This window comes from uncultured Gimesia sp., from assembly GCF_963976445.1.
In the GTDB taxonomy this organism is placed as follows: domain Bacteria; phylum Planctomycetota; class Planctomycetia; order Planctomycetales; family Planctomycetaceae; genus Gimesia.
In genome coordinates this window covers 150,473-168,712 of record NZ_CAXBKP010000016.1, presented here as the reverse complement: position 1 = coordinate 168,712, position 18,240 = coordinate 150,473, and the positions used below count along the sequence as shown (strand labels likewise).

General features: G+C 49.3%; 21 protein-coding genes and 1 tRNA gene. 3 read left to right on the top strand and 19 right to left on the bottom strand.

Going from position 1 to position 18,240, the window contains the following annotated elements:
* On the top strand, positions 1–1,353 hold a 1,353-nt coding region (locus tag AAC022_RS17820), incomplete at its 5' end, for a heavy metal translocating P-type ATPase (RefSeq protein WP_339733245.1).
* Between the two features lie 598 nt (positions 1,354–1,951).
* On the opposite strand, the gene AAC022_RS17815 is transcribed toward AAC022_RS17820, so the two are convergent.
* The 19 genes from AAC022_RS17815 to AAC022_RS17725 form a co-directional block, all read right to left on the bottom strand.
* Positions 1,952–2,617: a ThiF family adenylyltransferase gene (locus tag AAC022_RS17815; RefSeq protein ID WP_339733243.1), complete on the bottom strand. Its 666-nt coding sequence runs from the start codon at positions 2,615–2,617 to the stop codon at positions 1,952–1,954.
* A complete protein-coding gene (locus AAC022_RS17810; protein WP_339733242.1) occupies positions 2,614–3,219 on the bottom strand; it encodes a hypothetical protein in 606 nt (201 codons plus the stop codon). Before AAC022_RS17810 ends, AAC022_RS17815 begins: the two co-directional genes overlap by 4 nt.
* The gene (locus AAC022_RS17805) at positions 3,164–4,216 is read right to left on the bottom strand and encodes a hypothetical protein (RefSeq protein ID WP_339733240.1); all 1,053 of its coding nucleotides are present in this window, start codon (positions 4,214–4,216) and stop codon (positions 3,164–3,166) included. Before AAC022_RS17805 ends, AAC022_RS17810 begins: the two co-directional genes overlap by 56 nt.
* A 78-nt stretch (positions 4,217–4,294) precedes the next feature.
* Complete coding sequence (locus AAC022_RS17800) at positions 4,295–4,519, bottom strand: MoaD/ThiS family protein (protein ID WP_339733239.1); 225 nt, start codon at positions 4,517–4,519, stop codon at positions 4,295–4,297.
* A 223-nt stretch (positions 4,520–4,742) separates the two neighbouring features.
* Positions 4,743–4,958 (bottom strand): hypothetical protein, encoded by a 216-nt coding sequence (locus tag AAC022_RS17795; protein WP_339733237.1) that lies wholly within the window; start codon positions 4,956–4,958, stop codon positions 4,743–4,745.
* Between the two features lie 108 nt (positions 4,959–5,066).
* Complete coding sequence (locus AAC022_RS17790) at positions 5,067–5,318, bottom strand: hypothetical protein (protein WP_339733236.1); 252 nt, start codon at positions 5,316–5,318, stop codon at positions 5,067–5,069.
* 10 nt (positions 5,319–5,328) lie between these two features.
* Positions 5,329–6,270, bottom strand: a complete 942-nt coding sequence (locus tag AAC022_RS17785; RefSeq protein ID WP_339733235.1) for a hypothetical protein — start codon at positions 6,268–6,270, stop codon at positions 5,329–5,331.
* A gap of 25 nt (positions 6,271–6,295) precedes the next feature.
* On the bottom strand, positions 6,296–7,792 hold the full coding sequence (locus AAC022_RS17780; RefSeq protein WP_339733234.1) for an AAA family ATPase: 1,497 nt from the start codon (positions 7,790–7,792) through the stop codon (positions 6,296–6,298).
* Positions 7,793–7,838: 46 nt separating this feature from the next.
* The gene (locus tag AAC022_RS17775; RefSeq protein ID WP_339733233.1) at positions 7,839–8,093 is read right to left on the bottom strand and encodes a hypothetical protein; all 255 of its coding nucleotides are present in this window, start codon (positions 8,091–8,093) and stop codon (positions 7,839–7,841) included.
* On the bottom strand, positions 8,090–8,398 hold the full coding sequence (locus AAC022_RS17770) for a hypothetical protein (RefSeq protein WP_339733232.1): 309 nt from the start codon (positions 8,396–8,398) through the stop codon (positions 8,090–8,092). Before AAC022_RS17770 ends, AAC022_RS17775 begins: the two co-directional genes overlap by 4 nt.
* Before the next feature lie 104 nt (positions 8,399–8,502).
* On the bottom strand, positions 8,503–8,697 hold the full coding sequence (locus AAC022_RS17765) for a DUF2997 domain-containing protein (RefSeq protein WP_339733231.1): 195 nt from the start codon (positions 8,695–8,697) through the stop codon (positions 8,503–8,505).
* Entirely contained in the window at positions 8,694–9,062 is a 369-nt protein-coding gene (locus AAC022_RS17760) for a DUF1257 domain-containing protein (RefSeq protein WP_339733230.1), read from the bottom strand. The genes AAC022_RS17765 and AAC022_RS17760 overlap by 4 nt, the downstream gene beginning before the upstream one ends.
* Before the next feature lies 1 nt (position 9,063).
* Complete coding sequence (locus AAC022_RS17755; protein ID WP_339733229.1) at positions 9,064–9,633, bottom strand: hypothetical protein; 570 nt, start codon at positions 9,631–9,633, stop codon at positions 9,064–9,066.
* The gene (locus tag AAC022_RS17750) at positions 9,572–9,763 is read right to left on the bottom strand and encodes a hypothetical protein (protein WP_339733227.1); all 192 of its coding nucleotides are present in this window, start codon (positions 9,761–9,763) and stop codon (positions 9,572–9,574) included. The genes AAC022_RS17755 and AAC022_RS17750 overlap by 62 nt, the downstream gene beginning before the upstream one ends.
* Positions 9,764–10,171: 408 nt before the next feature.
* Positions 10,172–12,136 (bottom strand): recombinase family protein, encoded by a 1,965-nt coding sequence (locus tag AAC022_RS17745; RefSeq protein WP_339733226.1) that lies wholly within the window; start codon positions 12,134–12,136, stop codon positions 10,172–10,174.
* Between the two features lie 70 nt (positions 12,137–12,206).
* A complete protein-coding gene (locus AAC022_RS17740; protein WP_339733224.1) occupies positions 12,207–13,577 on the bottom strand; it encodes a tyrosine-type recombinase/integrase in 1,371 nt (456 codons plus the stop codon).
* Positions 13,578–13,697: 120 nt separating this feature from the next.
* Positions 13,698–13,784 (bottom strand) — tRNA-Ser (locus AAC022_RS17735).
* Between the two features lie 52 nt (positions 13,785–13,836).
* Positions 13,837–14,070: a hypothetical protein gene (locus tag AAC022_RS17730; RefSeq protein ID WP_339733222.1), complete on the bottom strand. Its 234-nt coding sequence runs from the start codon at positions 14,068–14,070 to the stop codon at positions 13,837–13,839.
* Positions 14,071–14,339: 269 nt separating this feature from the next.
* Positions 14,340–14,606: a BON domain-containing protein gene (locus tag AAC022_RS17725; RefSeq protein WP_339733220.1), complete on the bottom strand. Its 267-nt coding sequence runs from the start codon at positions 14,604–14,606 to the stop codon at positions 14,340–14,342.
* Between the two features lie 439 nt (positions 14,607–15,045).
* On the opposite strand from AAC022_RS17725, the gene AAC022_RS17720 reads away from it, so the two are divergent.
* A complete protein-coding gene (locus tag AAC022_RS17720; protein WP_339733219.1) occupies positions 15,046–16,842 on the top strand; it encodes a glycosyltransferase family 39 protein in 1,797 nt (598 codons plus the stop codon).
* Positions 16,843–16,892: 50 nt separating this feature from the next.
* Entirely contained in the window at positions 16,893–18,239 is a 1,347-nt protein-coding gene (locus AAC022_RS17715; protein WP_339733218.1) for a hypothetical protein, read from the top strand.
* Position 18,240: the final 1 nt, after the last annotated feature.

Here is an 18,240-nt window from a genome sequence, read left to right as displayed (position 1 = left end):
GGCACGGTGAATCAGACTGGTTCGTTCCAAATGCGAGCAAAACATGTAGGTGAGGATACTGTACTATCACAAATTGTGCAGATGGTTGCTGACGCTCAACGCAGCCGAGCACCAATCCAACGTATTGTAGACATGGTAGCAAGCTGGTTCGTCCCCGCAGTAGTCTTAATTGCCTTAGTTACATTTGTTGTTTGGGCATGGTTGTCACCAGAAGAACCGCGGCTGGGGTTTGCATTGATCAATGCTGTGGCAGTGCTCATCATCGCTTGTCCTTGTGCGTTGGGCCTGGCCACGCCGATGTCAATCATGGTTGGCATCGGCCGTGGCGCAAAAGAAGGTGTTCTGATCAAAGACGCCGAAGTTTTAGAAATCATGGAGCAGGTCGATACGATTGTTGTTGACAAAACAGGTACACTGACAGAAGGTCGTCCCAAACTCACCGAGTGCATTCCTATGGAGACCCTTTCAGAAAAGGAACTGTTGGAATACGCGTCAGCCGTCGAACAAAACAGCGAACATCCACTGGGCCGTGCCATTACCGATGCTGCCAGGGAGAAAGGAATTGACTTGGCAACAGTTGATGAGTTTGATTCTACTACAGGAGGGGGAGTATCAGGAACGGTTAAGGGCAAGAGTATTTTGATTGGCAAACTTGACTTTCTTGTCGATCAAAGAGTTCGTAACATTGAGACAATGCGAGAACGTGCAGAAACGCTGCAGCACGATGGTCATACAGTTATGTTTGTTGCTGTTAATGAACAATTCGCAGGACTACTGGCTGTTTCTGATCCCATTAAAGCTTCGACTCCCGACGCTGTGCAAGAACTACACGATTTGGGGTTACGAATTATTATGCTCACCGGCGATAACGAGCGTACAGCGCAGGCAGTGGCCAAGAATCTTGGCATCGACGAAGTGGAAGCAGGCATTAGTCCACAAGACAAATACGCGAGAATTCGAGCACTGAAAACAAATGGTAGCAAAGTGGCAATGGCTGGCGATGGTATTAATGACGCACCCGCGCTCGCTGAAGCTGACGTAGGTATTGCAATGGGGACAGGCACGGATGTAGCCATCGAAAGTGCCGGTGTGACATTAGTGAAAGGCGACCTGCGTGGCATTGTCAAAGCTGTCCGATTGAGCCGTACCACTATGCGCAATATCCGTCAGAATTTGTTTTTAGCATTTATCTACAATATGCTTGGAGTGCCCGTTGCCAGTGGCGTACTGGTTCCATTTTTTGGAATGGGGGCTCTGTTGAATCCTATGATCGCTGCAGCTGCAATGAGTCTCAGCTCAGTTTCGGTCATCGGCAACGCCTTACGATTGCGACAAGCGCAATTGTACAAGTAATGAGTATTGATCAAAATGAATTCATCGGAAAGCGGAAGACATTCTGAATTATATTATCCCAAAACCATGAGGATTGTATCCAGCACTGGTCCACGTTCTAATTGCATTTCTTCTGGGGGGCGTCGTCCTCTTACTGTGGGCGTGATGGAGAGCGAATAAGATACAGCATCGAGTGGCCACAGGAATGTTACCGGTTGGAATGGTTTCGGGCTGGCTCGCCGGCGGATTGGCGTACTTTACGGTGCCAGTTCATACCGCGTAAGGCCACGTACTCATGTACTGGCATTTCGGATACGACTAATAATTAGCGTGACCTTTACCCAAGATTAATTTCAAGAATCGAGAGAATATTTCGTCACCTTTCTTGTTCGACTGTCCTACATTCTTTTGCGTTTCGATTGAGAAAGGAAAGATTCTGCAGCCATTAGTCGAACTGATTCTGTTTCAAATTTCTGCAGAAATTGTGCTCTGAATTGGAAAACTTTCGATCACTTCTCTGATAGCTAAAAATAAGGATCTCGGGCCACCACTGCAGGTGGCCCGAGATCCCATGTCATTTCTGTTTGCATTTCTCTAATATGTCTGCTCATTTTAAACTTCATTTTACGTATACTTCACCAGCAAGAAAATTGAAGGTGGTATCAAAATCAACAGGAATATCTCGCAACCAGCGAGTGAATTGATGTAGCATCAGGCCGGCAGCAATGCTGGCTGCATAAATCGTACTGTGTGAGGTACAGCTTCCGGTCTGTGCCTCATTTTGTGGAAAGAGTGTTTCTTCATACTGTTTCATTCCATGATGCTGAGTTGCTGTCAATATCCGGATTGTTTCTCCCAGCATTCTTCCATCTGTCCAGAACTCACATTGTTTGCTGACGGACCGCCAGATTGCGGACCGTGCGGAAATGGAATCGACGCAGCAGAAGACTACCTGGCCAACGGGCACAGATGGACGAAACCGATCGGAAGTCACCCTCACCTGAATCGATTCATCAAGCTCCTGGATGGCTCTGGCCGTCGCGTCCACTTTAGACTGTCCCAGATCCTGACACCGATATCCCTGTGTCGTGATATTCGTTAACTCAACCTGATCAAAATCAATCAGCTGAATCCGTGGTATCCCGATCGCCGCCAGTTGTAGGGCCACCTGACGACCAATGGCTCCCACGCCAATCACGGTTGCCGAAACCTGGGAAAGCCGTTCCGCTGGGATCAGATCACTCTGTCTTTGAAAACGATCCGTAGTCACATTTAATGTATTCAAATTTGTTCTCCTTTCAATTCAGTTTCCGCAAAGAGCCAGTCTTCTTCCCAGTCCAAGTCTGCGACCAGATCAAATGCAGACTGGCCAAGACGACTTTTGTGTTGCGGATGCACATAGTTTAAATATTCATCTTCCCAACGCTCTGGATCACATCCAGCAAATGTTTGAGTGTAATCCCGTTTCACTGGGATCTCGAACTCAGCCTTGGGTCCCACATTGAATTTTAACCGAGCATATGTTTGTCCTGTCCGCGCTAAGATGAACATCACGGCCCAGTCGGATCGACCAAAGACACGCTCAAAGGTTGCTTCATCAGTCGGACTGGGTAACGGACAATCACCCGGATGCGTATGAATCCAGATCCGCCCAAACTGTTCAGGGCGAAGACCTGCATCCACCTGATCGTCAAAGAAATTCGCAACCGCCTCATCGTCAAAAGCCACATGAGCCACCGAGCAAGTCTGTTTCACCAACTGCAGGTCCTGCACCAACAGCAAATCGTCCTCTGAAGTAATCCCGAAACCACCGACTTCGGTGTCACCATATTCACGCAGGTACAACAGTTTCGCCCAGGCAGTCGGGCTGAATCGGAGTTGCGGCAACCGGGTTTGCTGTTGAGGCCTGGGTTTCCGGTAATTCTTCCTCTGTTTCTTCGAGTTCTTCTTCATCACAGTCAGAGCACCTTTCATTTTCTAGTAAACAACGTTGGCAACAGTCGGCGTTACATTGAACGCACTGTTTCAGACAGGACGAACAGCAGTCGCCATGACAGCTATCACAGTGCGACAAACACTCATGACAAAACGGACATTCACAGTCCGAACAATCCTTAGCACACTCTGTGCAGAGTGTGATTTCACAGTTTTCACAGAGTGTCTGTTGGTGAGTCGCAATTACATCAGCGCACTCGGTACATTCAACGCTGTCCCATTCACTGAGCGCCACATAGGGACTGTCGGGGTTATAAGTTCGTAGCAGACTGGCCACCATCGTGAAAAAATCAAACAACCGCCCCTGTTCCAGTGACCGGCGTATAACCAGCCGTCCCTCCCCTTCACAGACAACTTCAGACTGCACGTGAGGATGCGTGACACTGTCATTGGTGATCGCCGGATTGGGGTCTCTGGCAATCACTCGATAATGGAGTGATCCATCCGTGTTCGGGTTTCCGTAGTGGAGACAAATCTCAAATGGTCCCAGATAGACGGACTCCAGTTGAATCGGTTCTGTGATAACAGAAATGGTTTGCTCACGGAGATCAAACTTTAGTTCACCAAATTCATCTTCTAAAGCCAGCAGCTCTGCATAGAGTTCTCTAACGGAAGAGATCTGCTGCTGTGATGAACCAGACGACAATTCACCATGTAGAGTTGTCAGTTGTTGAATCAACTGAGCAACACCAGTCTTCAGTTCTCGTTCCAGTTTTAAGACAGCCAAATTCCAACCCCTGTGTTGTGCGCGCTGACGTTTCCGAATCAATCGATCACAGTGCCACCAGTCTTCGAAAGGCAGTTTTAATTGTGTCGCAGAGTCTTCTGATACCAGACGCTGATAAATTCGACTGGCTGTCCGCCAGTATCGTTTGCGTGGATGTTTCATTGTCTCCTCTTTCAAATAGGTGATTCCAGAACAGGCTGTCGGGAACAAAGCCCCGACAACCTGTGGAAATACAAAAAGCTAGGACCGCGCCCCCTCGATTTTTGTGGGAGTGATCGAAATCCGATCACCGTCCTGTAGCCGCTGGTTTGGGGGACATGGCTGGCGATTCACGCGAATCAAGTAATCGCGTGCTTCTGCATCCCCCATCTTCTGTTCGAAGAGTTGTGCGACCGTGGTTCCTGCGGGGACATCGATATAATCAGCGAACCCACCGCCATCGTTGTTGATCAATAAAAGTTTCATAAAAGGCTTTCCGTTTTTGATTAAATTTGGTTAAAAATATTCAGTGCTTGTTTATGTGAGCGGCCATCGTTTACGACGTCGTTTCCTGCGGCGTGTATTACCTTTCACACCACGTCGTCCCTTGATGCGACCGGCGTGCAACGTTTGACGCAGGACAGACTTCGCATTCGATCGTGCACTGAGGTCCTCTGGGACAGTTCGACAGCATTCGCTCATTTGAAGATCAGGCCACCACGGGTTCATGGCATGCCCCTTGTCGCTCGGAATTCAGTCGATTGGTTTCCAGTTCATCCCAGTCGATCACATAGGGGCCTGACTCTTCTGCCGCAGGATCAATGGCTTCGTCAGGCCCTGCCAGTAAAAAACCCAGACGTTTCACTGTCGACATGCTTTCGCCAGTTGCCAGAGCAACGGCTCGATTTAAGTCTGCCTGTTTCATCAGTTGTCTCCTTCAATATGAAAATGTTCAAACAAAAAAAGCCCCGATCCTGCAGGAAACAAACCTGCGAGACCGGGGCAAACCAGTAGTCAATTAAGTAGTCACTTCTCAGGGACTGGTATCTGATGGCAACCAATGCTGCTCCAGCCAGTTCGTTTCGAATTCCAGGGCTGCACTCCGCTGCGCGAATGGTCCCAACTGGGGGCCATTGACCGGTGACAAATCTACCAGCCACTGACCAGCTGCATTTGGTTCGACATAAGAGCCACGTGAAATGGCCAGTCGACCGAGGGTTGCCAGGTCAATGGATTCTGAGTAAACGCAGTACACCGTCCCCAGTGGTGAGATCATGAGTTTCATGTTGATTCCCTTACTTGGGAGTTCGGATAATTTGTCGCCGCGGACGATCAATCAAAAGTCCATCCAAGGCGGCTTGAACTCCCGACAGTTCAGAAGCGACCTGCTGACGGAGTTCGCCGCGTTTACGCAATTCCTGGGGCTGGATACCCTGCACAATTCCCTGACACTGGGCTACCAGAGTATCCAGCTGCTCGTTGGACCGCACATTCAGCGACCGGAAGCGTTCGAAGAACTCGTGCAGGTTACCGATGGCGGAATCACGGAATACTTTGGGCCGGCCATCAGCCTGACCACTCAAACGGTCTGTCAGATGCGACACCAACTGTGAGAGTTCACCCAGAAAGGCATCTTCCGCCAACCTGACCGCTTCCTCAAACCGAGACTGCACGCGCTGGCATTCCTGCTCATACAGTTCCGGGTTGAGCTGTCTTAAATAATCCGGCGGTTCGACGCTGGGAAAGTCCCAAGAAACTTCGAACAGACCGATCATACTCAAGGGATAATCGTCGTCATTGAACAGACTTCCCAGGCGCTCCCGGGCAGCTGACTTCAAGGACAGGTATTGTTCATCCAGTTGTGAAACAGCCTCATTGAGTTCTTCCGTAAACTGGTGCATCTGCTCCTGAAAAGCAGTCAGAGCATCCTGTCGCAGTAACCGTATCCCGGGTTCCGGAAAAGACAGGCTGATTGAAGTCCAGTATGATCGCACACGCTGACGGACCGCATTTACGGCCCGAAACCGGGGATGCCCCGTATCCAGCAGTTTCTTGCCCGCACTCAGGAAGGTCCCCTCAGCCCCAAACGATTCGGCAGCCTGAGTCTTCTGATCGCGTGTCAGGGATTTACGCGTACCAAACCATTCAAAACTGATGCGTGTGGCACACATCGTTGATCGCAGCCGATCGATGGGATCGGTGCGGGTATTTACTTCTTCGATAGCAGTCGTGGTCATATTGTCTCCTTAAATAGACTGTGGTTTAGTTTCTGTGCGGATCGCGTGAAAGATTTCGGCGTGAACGCGAACCGGTACGCTCGTCGTTGCTAAATACTCCTGTCTGTTCTGCAGACAGACAGCGTTTGCTGGCCCAGCGTCGTAAACGGGCCACCGATTCGGCGGCGGTGACGGCCACGGGAACCACGTTTTCAGCGGCCTTGATTAAAGGAACGTCGAGCAGCGCCGCCAGACGACAGCAGGCCCGGATTTCCGAACCAGTCCAGTGGCGGTCGTCGGGCAAACATTGATCTGACGTAATACCAAACAGCTCACGGTACAGACCCCAGATGGCCTGCTTCTGATCATCGCCTGGTAAATCCAGAAAGAACAGCGCATCAAAACGTTCGGCCCGTACAAACTCTGGTGGCAGTTTGGAAATGTCGTTTGCCGTACAGACCACGAACACGTCAGAAGTATGATCGTTCAGCCAGCTGAGTAACGTTCCCAGCATGCGGGTGGAAACGCCACTATCAGACTGACCGGAAGAGGCAGCGCCTCCCAATCCTTTTTCAACTTCATCGATAAACAGGATGGCCGGCTGCATCGCATCGACGATGCGGAGTGCTCGTCGAGTTCGCTCTTCGGTTTGACCGACCAGCGCGCCCATTAAAGCTCCGACGTCGAGTGTCAGCGTGGGACGTCCGGTCTCTTTTCCAAGTGCTTTAGCAAACGCACTCTTACCGGTTCCGGGAACACCCAGCAGCAAGACGCCACGCGGACGAACGGCTGTTGCATCTTGTGACCGTGGCCTGAGTGCACACCGGCAAAAGGCTTTGAGTGCTTCCAAACCTCCCAAACGTTCGAATGATTCCGATCCCTGATGCAGTGATAACAGCCCACTTTTCAATAATGTCTGAGATTTTAACTCCAGTACGACCGAGGCTTCGATGCGCTGGTATCGTACCAGTGAGAGACTGAAGGCCCCTTCCGCTTCATAACGGGTTAGGCCCGAGGCAGCGTCCAGGACACGTTCTAGTTCCGGTCCTTCTGGCAATTCACCCGCTTCCGTAGCGATACTGCGGACAATCTCTAGCAGTTGACTTCGATCAGGAAGATCATGTTCCAGGCAGACAAACAGTTTTTCCAACTCAGTGGGGATCTGCACCAGGCTGGAAAGTATGACAATAAATGTCCGTGCCTGCTTTCCGACATTGATCTGTTGTGTCAAAGCCTGAATGATTTCAGGAGAATTGATAAACCGATGGAAGTTTTTCAGGACCAGCAATGTGGGCCGATCTGGATCAGCCTGACTGTTTAAGCTGTGAATGGCCGCCAGAGGATCGGGTAGAGACGAATCGCTGCCACCAGCGAGTTCCGTTCCCTGAAGACCCCCGTCAATATCCCAGGAGAATAAACGCCAGTCTTCCGTGTGGCAGAGACGGGCCATCTCCAGCAACGCTTCATCGTGTTCATGACTTTGAATCCAGATTCCGGTAAAGCAGGCGCGTACGTTCTCTGCCAGTCGTTCGGATAATAACATAGATATTTCCTTGATGGTTTGAAGTAAAAGAAGGTGTGAAATGTGCTTAAGCGGCTTCAACTAGTTGGCCGATCGTCTCCAGCCAGGAAAGGACTTCCCCGTCTGGATCACGTTCCTGCAGCAAAGGGACCGTCATTTGTTCGACGGCGCTGGTATTGAGCCAGTGCTTGACGCGATTTGTCAGTCGCACCCGAGCACGTCGGGTGAGCTGTTTCCAGTTAGGGTTGCCATGACTGCTTTCGAATATCTGTTGCGCCGCAACGGTTGCCACACAGTCATGATCGCCATATTCCAGTGTCACACCAGCAACCGCCTGTATGGCACTGGGTGCAGATAGTTCTCCAGGCTCCGCTTCTTGGTCAACATGGCACGGCAGCGATAGCGTTGATTGATTGCTAAGACTGTTGCCTGTCGCTGTTCCGTGACCGGTGACTGTTCCCGATCTGATAAATGGAACTCTGGAAGGTTGAGAGGTGCCAGCCGCCTGGTCCAGGCTTGAGGATGTCCGCTGATCGGCAAAAAGATGAGTTCTCTATTACTTTCCATCGTAGCAAGATCAGGCAGAGCAGGATCATCGGTATGCAAGAGAGTGGAGATGCGTGTCAAAAATTCGATGTCGTGCGTCCCTTCGACGACGACTAGGACACGTACCGGCGCGGGGGCTTTGTAGACTCGTTTAGTTAATTCCTGTATGTGTTGTGAAGTGAAAGCTAATTCTCCTGTCTCAGTTGGTTGGGTTGATGTTGGATGGTTTGATGATATTCGGCGGTCAGTTGCTCTGAGGAAACCTTCCCCAGCGTCGCTTCCAGAAACCGGCTGGCGTCCATGCAGCGGGAGCCGGTAAAGCCGCGGGTTTCAATCCGGGACTGACCGTCGGTTGAAAATATGATGTCGATTGTTTTCAATGGTCTGATCCGATCTGAATGGTGAGTTTGATGGAACCGTCGCTGAGTTGGTTTTCCAGGACGGAATGCCCCTTCCGGCGTGCCTCCAGGCGGCATTTTTCCACGCCATAAAATTGAAGTAGCCGATTGAGGTGCGTCGGCTCACCCCATCGGCCTTCAAAGTTGTCGTAGCGGACCTGGCCCTGTTCGACGTCGAAGACGACGGGATACCGCCAGTCGGGTAGACGGACTGCGTAGCCGGTGGCTTCCCCGCTAAACAGCGGAACGGTTTCGTGAACGGGGGCTCCCAGTTCGAGCCGACGACAAGCAAGACGCAGCGATTCGGCATCGCGGACTTCTGTTTGGATGGTGACAATATGTGACATTTCAGTTTTCCCTTTCTAAAGATGGGTTATCAGGTGACTGTGGTAAATCAGTCAATCGGCGTTTGTCTGGTTCTCGTGTGGCAGGCGATATCAGACATGGTTCCGCTGAGACCATATCGTCCAGCAGTAATTCTGTGATCTCATTCTTGTCCGCCGGTTCAACCTTCTGCTGCAGCAACAGCCAGCAGAGCAAAAGCGGCAGCAGGCTGATGACTACAAGGGCCACCTTAGTGATCGCAGCTGCAATGATCGGATCTCGATTTCGGCTGTCAGCGATTTCGCGGCGTTCTGCCTCCAGTTGGTCCCGCTGGAAACCGATTTCATTTTGCCCAGCCTGGATTTCGCGTTGGATGGCTATCATCTCCTGTCTGGCTTTGGCATCTGCCTCCACCAGTTCACGAGAACCCGAGGTGACTTCCTGCTGCAGTTCCGACATCCGGCGGTTTTGATCTGCCTGGCGTTCCAGTTGCTGTGTAGCCAGATCAGCCACGCGACTGTTTTCGTCTGAATTACAACTGGCTCCGGTCAGCAGGATCAGAATTAGTGTGATTCGAAGCGTCTGTTTTTCCATGTGCCCTCCAGCGATGAATCAGATGTCTGAGAAGTCCCTGTAACGTCAGTCGCAGCCGTCGCTCTTTGATCAAAGCGACAACGGCCAGCAACAGCGCGACAGAGACAAACGTTAAAACAATAATTTCCAAGCAATGCTCCTTTCTGTTGAGGTTTCAGAGTGAAAAGCAAAACGCCTCGCATTCCTGTGAAATGCGAGGCGTTTTTAAATGACGACGATCTGAAACCGGTGATTGATTTTGATACAGAATAGATAATCCGTGCCCCTATTTATTATGACACGTTTTTGGCCAGAATTTAGGTTTTCGTGCGATCCCTTTCTGTGTCGTTTATTTCGTACTTTTTGACTATTGATTTGGCAATCAGTTGCAGCAGTCGATGAACGGGGCTTCCCGTCAGGACTGGTTCAGGTTGATGATTTTGGCTCTTTTTTGATTTAGATTGTCTGGTCTCCAAAAGCAGCTCCTTTCAGATAGCGCATTAAAAAACCCCGGTAAAGTGCCGGGGTCGGTAAAGTGAATGATAGTGACAATTCATTTTCAGAGAGGGGGCCGCTGATAGCCGACCTTCACCTGGAATGAATACTTTTTGTTCTTGTGCCTGCGAAGTTTTCCATAATCTTCAGGTGGTTCTTCCAAAAATTCATACGGACTCGAAAGCCCCTGTTCCAGCATCTGCTTTTGCAGCTTCAAGGCATTCCAGACTGCAGTCTGGGTGGGGTTCCCTTCCAGACGACGGGCGATCTCTCGCTGTTCTAAGCCGGTGGCAGCCAATCTGACTGCCTCTGGTCGAATCAGTTCACGTTGAGAAGGCTCTAAGAGATCCAGGGTGAACTCCTGAGATAGTAACTGCTGTACTTCAGGAATCGAGGTAGCATCGGGAATACTCCCAACTAGATTGAGGCGGATCTTGGCACGAGGCAGCAGATGACCGCCATCAATGAGGCGTACCTGGTAGACATAGATTTCAGGAACCAACTCCCGGATCAAATCACCGAACTCATGAGAGTGTGTATCGACGTCTTCGAGGTGATGCTGCAGTATCTCCTTGATCTCCAAAGTTGATTTCGGAAGATCAAGCTGCCGTTTTTTTGCAAGCTCGAATGCTACGCGGTCAAGCGACAGCTTTTTCTTCCGTTCGGTCAACTCCGACATCATTTCATATAGAATATTCGGATCGGCACCATCTATCTCTCTGATCAGTTTTTTGATCTTTTCACTTTCACGCTCAATTTCTTCCTCGACCCGGTTCAGCTTGTTTTCACGGGTACGAAGTTTTTCAGGCCCACCAGATTGTGCCTGCTGTAAGATCTCCTGATACTGAGCATCAATCCCCTCCAATGACGAAAGGCTCTCCAGGATCACTCCCAGCAGTTTCTGCGCTGCTTTAGGCCCATTAAACCCAATGGAGTTCCAGCAGTGCCAAGACCGCGAATTAGAACACATCAGACTGTCGGTGATGCCATTGGCTCCCCAGACGTAATGATGGCCACAGTAATAACAGGTGGCATGCTGGCCAAAGGCCCGAGTCCGTTTCTTGGGAACTTGATATCTGGAATCTACGCCGTTTGTTTTTTTCTTACGCTTAAAATGGGCATTCTTCTTTTCCAGTGCTTCGAGGACTGGGTCAATTTCATCAGGTGAGAAGAAGGCCAGATGAGGTTCCTCACGGTAAGTGGGCCCCTTTGGATTGAGAGTAGAACTTCTTCTGCCCGTTTTATGCTTCTTAGTGGTATGCATAGTACCCCGTGCTGGTAAGCCTTTTAAAATCGAGTTGCGGTAGTATCGAAGTGTCATTTTTCCGTCCCATTTTTCATTTTTACAATAGGGGCCTGGAGAAAATTCCACTTCATTAAAGTACTCCGCAACTGCTTCACCATTCAGTGTCCTTCTCAGGATCTGTAACCCTTCCTTGAGGTACTCAATAGCTTCCTTATCTTTAGACCAGTCTGAGAATGTCTCGGCTCCATCTGGTTTGATATAACCGGCGATGGGGCAGGGAGTCGCAGCGCCATATTTTTTAAACCGGTTCATTTTTTTCTGTTTGATCCGGCGTGATGTATGCTCATTATGCTTCATATGCTCTTTGCATGCATCCATCACTTTGGCTTCCCAGTCCGGATGGTTTGTATCAATATCATCATTCGGTGAAATCACTCTAGTACTTTGGTCCACCGCAGTAGCAAAAATAAAACAAGCCGTTACTCCGCGTACCAGACGCCCGACATCCTCAAACGTCAGTAAGTCAAATTCGTTAGCAGTGAGTCTGGCTTCAACTTCGGCAAGCTCAGGACGGTCAAGGCGTTCCCCCTTTCCTGTCGTCGCGATGATCCTGAAATCGATCTCTCCGTCATAATATTCCCTCGCGATTTCTTTTCCGTGGTCAACCTGGTCCTCAAGGCTGAGTTCCTTCTGGTTTTGACATCCAGAAATTCGCGCGACAATCCCAACTATTAGGGTATGACCGTTCCGTGGTACAAGTTCAACTTCTTCTCTATAGCTCATTATTTATTACTCCGTTTTAAATAGATTTTTTTGTTTTTAAATGTGTTTAAAGCAAGTCAGTATGTTTAAGTCACAAGTTGATAGAACTGGTCCATTGACTGGCATAAGCGAGTGACTGAGGCCAGAGACGCAAAGCACGTTCGATCTCGCGTTTTTGTGTCGTGGCACGGGTGTGCGTATACACGCCCGTCATGCCCAGGCCGCCGCCACGGGCGTCCTCACTCGGTTTATGGCCCAGCGTGATCTGTCTTATGAGCGGATCAACGTTGGCGTCCTGAAGTAGAGTGGCAAAAGTATGTCGCCAGCTTTTGGGGCAAGATGACTGTTTCAGACCTGCCACCTTAGCAGTACGGATAAATGATGTCCGTACACGCTCCGATCGTACCACTCCGGCTTCACGCCAGACTGATCTGGCGAGTTTCTCCTCCATGGTTTGAGATAGAGTTAGCACACTCTCTAAGTCAGCACGTGAAAATCGTTGCTGAAGTGCTTCCTGGAGTGACATCTGATCCAGGTTCCCTAAAGGTGAGCTAAAGGCATCAAACTGGTGCCGAATAAAAACGGGACCTGACGTTCGATTACCAATCACCCTGCGTAAGACGGCGACTGCTTCCTTGATTAAGGGCACTGAGCGTTCGCGTCTGGTTTTGACTTTCCAGTGCAATTCAGGCTTATTGCGAACATGAATCCATCCGTTTTCCAGGTCGACATTTTCTATCAACAGATGAATCAGTTCGCCTGACCTTAATCCTGCCTTGGCAAGGATAAAGTGGATGGGAAACGTCCAGTCATCCGCATTCTGGAAGAAACGCAGTTCATTCTCAGCATCGAAGACAAAGATGGGTTTGGCATCTTCAATTTTCATCCGTTCCAGATTGAGTTTAGAGAACGGGTTTTCGAAAGTGGGAGGAAGAAACCGTCGTTGGGCGGCGTAGATATAGACCGACCGGCAAACTTCCAGTATGAAACGCAGCCCTTTATCACGAAGTGCCCGTTTGGCCGTATTAGGATGGCCGTTAGGGGAAATTTTCTGTTTCCTCAGCCAAGCCACAAAATGATCAGCCCGGATGGAATGGGCCAGATCAGATGCGCGGCATTCATTGAAATAGTTTTCAAGATGCTGGGTTGCCGATCGATAGCGTCGTATCGTGGCCGGAGAGGACCTCACCACAGTTTCATGGTGATTGAGAAAAGCCTGCCGCAGTTTTGAAAAACTGACAGAGGTAAAGGAAAACAGTGTGGGACAGGATGAAGCCAACTGCGCATTGACTTGCGCTGCGATCTGTGCGGCTTCTTCTACAGTTTCAGCTACCTTGGGACGTTGTTGTACCTTCACTCCATTTTGGTATTCAAGGTAATAAAGATACCAGGCACCGTGATGAAGATAGTACGAAACGCGCCCCACGCGTTTTCGTTTTGAAGACTTCTTGCGTCGTCTCATTAGAACCTCCTGTGCACAATGTGTGCACCAACTGTGCACCAGGAGGTTTATTATGTCGCGCAAAAAATAACGCTAAGCTATTGAAATCAATAACTTAGCGCGTTTGATCAGATTGAAAAGCGGAGAGAGGGGGATTCGAACCCCCGGTCCCGTTACCGGGACACAGCATTTCCAGTGCTGCACAATCGGCCACTCTGCCACCTCTCCGAGTGGGTCATTCGTCAGACGAACTCTATCAACCAGAATGTCAACTCAGAAATTAGTCTTCTGAAGCGTGTTTCTGTTTGATCGCTTCTTCTCTGTCTTCAATCACTTTCAGGGATCTAAGACGGTTTACGATCTGAATTCTTGATGCGTTGGCCTGCCGCCATTTGGGGTGCTTTTTACGCTCGGCGTCAGTGATTTTCTGCTCATCCAGTACTTTACCGTATTGTGCGATGGCGGTTTCCGCGTTCTGTAATTGTCGTTCCAATTTAGCTCTTCGTAAAGACATTGTCTTCCACTGTCCCTTATGATGTATTAATGACCGTTTTTTCGTGATCCGGGTTCAACCCGATTATCTGTGCGCAAAAAGAGCACTTCCCTTTTAAGAAACGCAAGGGAACGAAGATTCTAACAAGATCAGATTGGATTTGACAACGGTCAAGTCGCGTAACCTGCTGTATTCACGTGTTTTTTGTCAGAAAGCCAAACAGTTGATCATCATTCATGGCAATCTGGAACGGCGCCGGTGCCATTTTTTGTGATGGCAGGATGGATTACTCAGTGTGTGCTGAGAGGTTCGACCTCATTTTGTGTCGGTTCCACAGTCAAACGATTGTGGACCTGGCGAACTCCGTCAACTCGACTGACCGACTCCTGAGCCAGCTGCTTTTCGTAATAGCTGCTGACAATGCCTGTTAAAAAGACCTGTTCCTGCTCAATTTTGTATTGAACACTCTGGTTGGCAATCAAGCTGGAAGCTGAAATAGCATGCTTTACCAGCTCACTGAGCTGGTGACCATGATCGAAGGCGATGTGCTGTGACATAATAGACCGATACTTTAATGATCTTAAAAAATTCACCCTATCCATATACATTATTCTCATCCTGAAGTTAGAAGAAGTAGTGCAGCCTGCATTTGCACACTTTGCTTTCTTCGGCCAGGAGGTTTGAGGGTGTTCAGGAAATGTGTAGCGATCCGGTTGATTTCGTAGTTCTGGTCATGATTAGGGATTACAATCCTGAGAACTGGCATGAACAGAACTATTGAGAAGTAGGAAAAACCTTTACTCTGTCAGTAGTTAAAGAACCATGACTACCGGTTTCTTCAAGTCTTTTCACTCAGGAACAGTGTTCCTTCGTTTTTCAGTCCGGTACAATTAAGAGGCGACAAGAAAATGAGGTGCAGTGTCCTGCTCTCTCAACAGACGCCGAGTCAGAGGCGTCGGAGGCAATACTGCGGTTTTGGTAGAAGGATAAAGCCCCTTGGTAATTATCAGTGACCAGGAACTATTACGACGGTCTGTAGAACCTGCTCATGATTTATTTCCGGTGATGAGACGTGCGTCGATCATGTCGCCACTGGTCGTCTTATTGGCTTTAGGCCCTGGTTTGCTCGCTTTCCATTCCTATCGTATTGATGAGTTGTCGGCCTGGTTCGGCTTGGAGTGCCTTGGTAAGGCGCATCTGATCAGCGATAGTAGCAACGCACTCATTTCTCAGCCCCCAATGATCCGGTGGCTTTGTACGGGGTTGCTTTCAGTGGTCGGGCACTGGTCCTCATCTCTGGTTCTCTTTTCCTATTTTTCGACAGCCTGCATGCTGATCGTTGCGTATCGATTAACGAGAAAAGTAGGCAATCCACGTTACGCACTTGTATTTTGTTTCCTGCTTGCCTTTCATCCTGTAGTCTTGAAGCAGGTTCAACTGATCGAAGCGCCCGCATTTCCGATACTCTTTGCCTTGTTGACGATTTGGGGATACATCACCCATGTTCGATCCGAATCCGGAATTGTGTCGTATAAATTGTTGTGTGGCGGAATTTCGTTGGGGCTCTGTTTGCTGTCCGGAGGGGCTCTAGCATTGGGAGTCCTGTTGATGCTGTCACTGTATATCGTGAATCCCATCGATCTCCCCAAAAGCCGTTCTTCCTCTGAACAGAAAAAACTGCCCGTCTTGAAACAGGCAGTACGGGCCTGGAAATCATTATTGATTCTGGGGTTTACCGGTTTTGCTGTCGGGGGCTGGTGGGAATTGATGGCGGCATCGCAGATTGATGGATTCTGGGGGAAATGGTTTGCCGGTCCGGGGCAGCCTAATATCAGTCTGTACTGGAAAACCGAATTCTATCCCTCTTATTTTGTCCGCGACGTGATTTCCTCGATGGGATTTTTACTTGGATTTGCGTTGTTTGGTTTGTTTCATGGAATCAAACGGGTTCTCAATCCCGAAGGAAATCAACAGGAAATTGCCTGGCTGCGACTGGTCGTGATCTGGGTTTTCTGTAGCGCTTTTTTCTGGTGGGGAGTTCAATTTCTTCCCCAGATGGAAACCAGTACTCGTGCGATGTGGAAATTGTTTTTCATCATTCCGATGATGGCGATTGTGGCCTGGGAATTTCAGCAGATTGCCCTCCGTCGCGTCAGTTATCCGACGGTGCTTGCCGTGTTCACCGTCGGAGTGCTTTCGGTGATTTTTATCAGTGCATCGCGTGGGGATACACTCAGTCCGCAGATCTCAGCCCGTTTTTTACGCCAGCTAGTCACTCTTGGTTTATCGCTTGTGATGGTGCTCTGGTATAGCCATCGCTTCAAGAAAGAGCACGGTCATCGTGTAGTGGAAATAGCATTGGTGGTTGCGTTATCTGGTTTGCATGTTGTGTATGGCGTGTATTCTATTCCCAAGCCGAACCCGGCAGGGGAACGGTTATTGCAGTTCGAACATCAACTGCGGCTCACTCAAAACGTGACGAATTGTGTTCTGGTGAGTAAAACGGATCATCCTCCATTGGAGTTGACCTTTTTAATCTTCTATCTCTGGGGCGACATCGACTTCAAGCAGATTCAAGGGACAGTGCTTCCCCAGGATCTGGAGCTCCCGGCAACAGAGAAAACGGATCCCACTCAGGAAAAACAGGTGATTATCCGCTGGGGTGCTTCACCAGTTTCATTACGGAACCTAGTCAATGCCGGATTTGTTTTAAAACCGGTAGCCTCGCCTGACGTTTACAAGCAACAGGAACTGCAGGCAGATTTAATCACCAACTCTCCTCAGGGTTTTTAATTTTAGAATTTGATTGATTTTCAGTAAGTATTTTCTTCGGAGCAACAAAGATGAACCGCCTTGATATTACACGCAGTCGCGCGCAGCAATATTCTTTTCTGAAGCCAGGCTTGTTCCTGGTGGCCTGCCTCTTGTTTCTGGGAACGAACACGGATGCAGCAGACCCAGTTCAGTTGAAAGAGACGGACAATCAGAAATGGTACAAAGGGAACTTACACACGCACTCTCTTTGGAGTGATGGCGATGATTATCTGGAGATGATTGCCGACTGGTATAAATCTCGCGGATATGATTTCCTCTCTTTTACCGACCACAATGTACTTTCAACATCAGAGCGTTGGACGGTTCCCGAAAAAAATAAAGGCAAACTACATGCGTACCAGGAATTGAAAAAGCGTTTTCCGAACTGGATCGAAGAACGGAAAAACAAAGACGGTCAGATTGAAGTTCGTTTACGCACGTTTAAGGAAGTGTCGGACAAACTGGGGGAACCCGGAAAGTATCTGATGATTCAAAGTGAAGAAGTTACGGATCGCTATAAAAACCGGTCCGTACATATGAACGCTACCAACTTGCATTCACTGCTCACGCCCCTCGGTGGTAAGAGTGTATATGACGTGATGCAGAACAATACCAATGCTCTACTGGCACAACGGGAACGAACCGGGCAGTCCATGATGATTCATCTGAATCATCCTAATTTCGGCTATAGTGTTACGGCAGAAGAATTGATGAAGGTTGTCGGCGAAAACTTCTTTGAAGTTTACAACGGCCATCCCGGAGTGAACAACAAAGGAAACGAATCTTATGCCAGCACCGATCGGATCTGGGATATTATTCTGACCAAGAGACTGGCGGAGTTGAAGCTGCCTATCATGTACGGTCTGGGAACAGATGACGGGCATAGCTATCACAAAATTCCCAGTCGCGCGAGTGAACCAGGCAGGGGCTGGGTCGTTGTTTTATCCGAAAAACTGGAGCCCGAAGCACTGGTGGAAGCGATGGAAGCAGGACGCTTTTATGCCTCATCGGGCGTCAAACTGAAATCTGTTACTTATTCCGACAAAGGAATTCAGATTGAAATCGATCCGGAAGAGGGAGTGGAATATACCACCGATTTTATCGGAACGCTGGATGGTTACCCCAAAGCAGGAATGCCAGTATTGGACAAACGAGGGCAGGAATTGCATGCCACAAAACGGTACAGTAATAAAATTGGTGCTAACTTGAAGTCAGTCAAAGGGAACTCATCCAGCTATGACTTCAACGGCAAGGAAATTTATGTGCGGGCAGTGGTGCGATCAACAAAACTGCATCCCAATCCGGCACAACAGGGGGAAGTCGAACGTGCCTGGGTTCAACCGGTTGCAGGGGCCGCCGCTCCCAAACAGGAGTAGC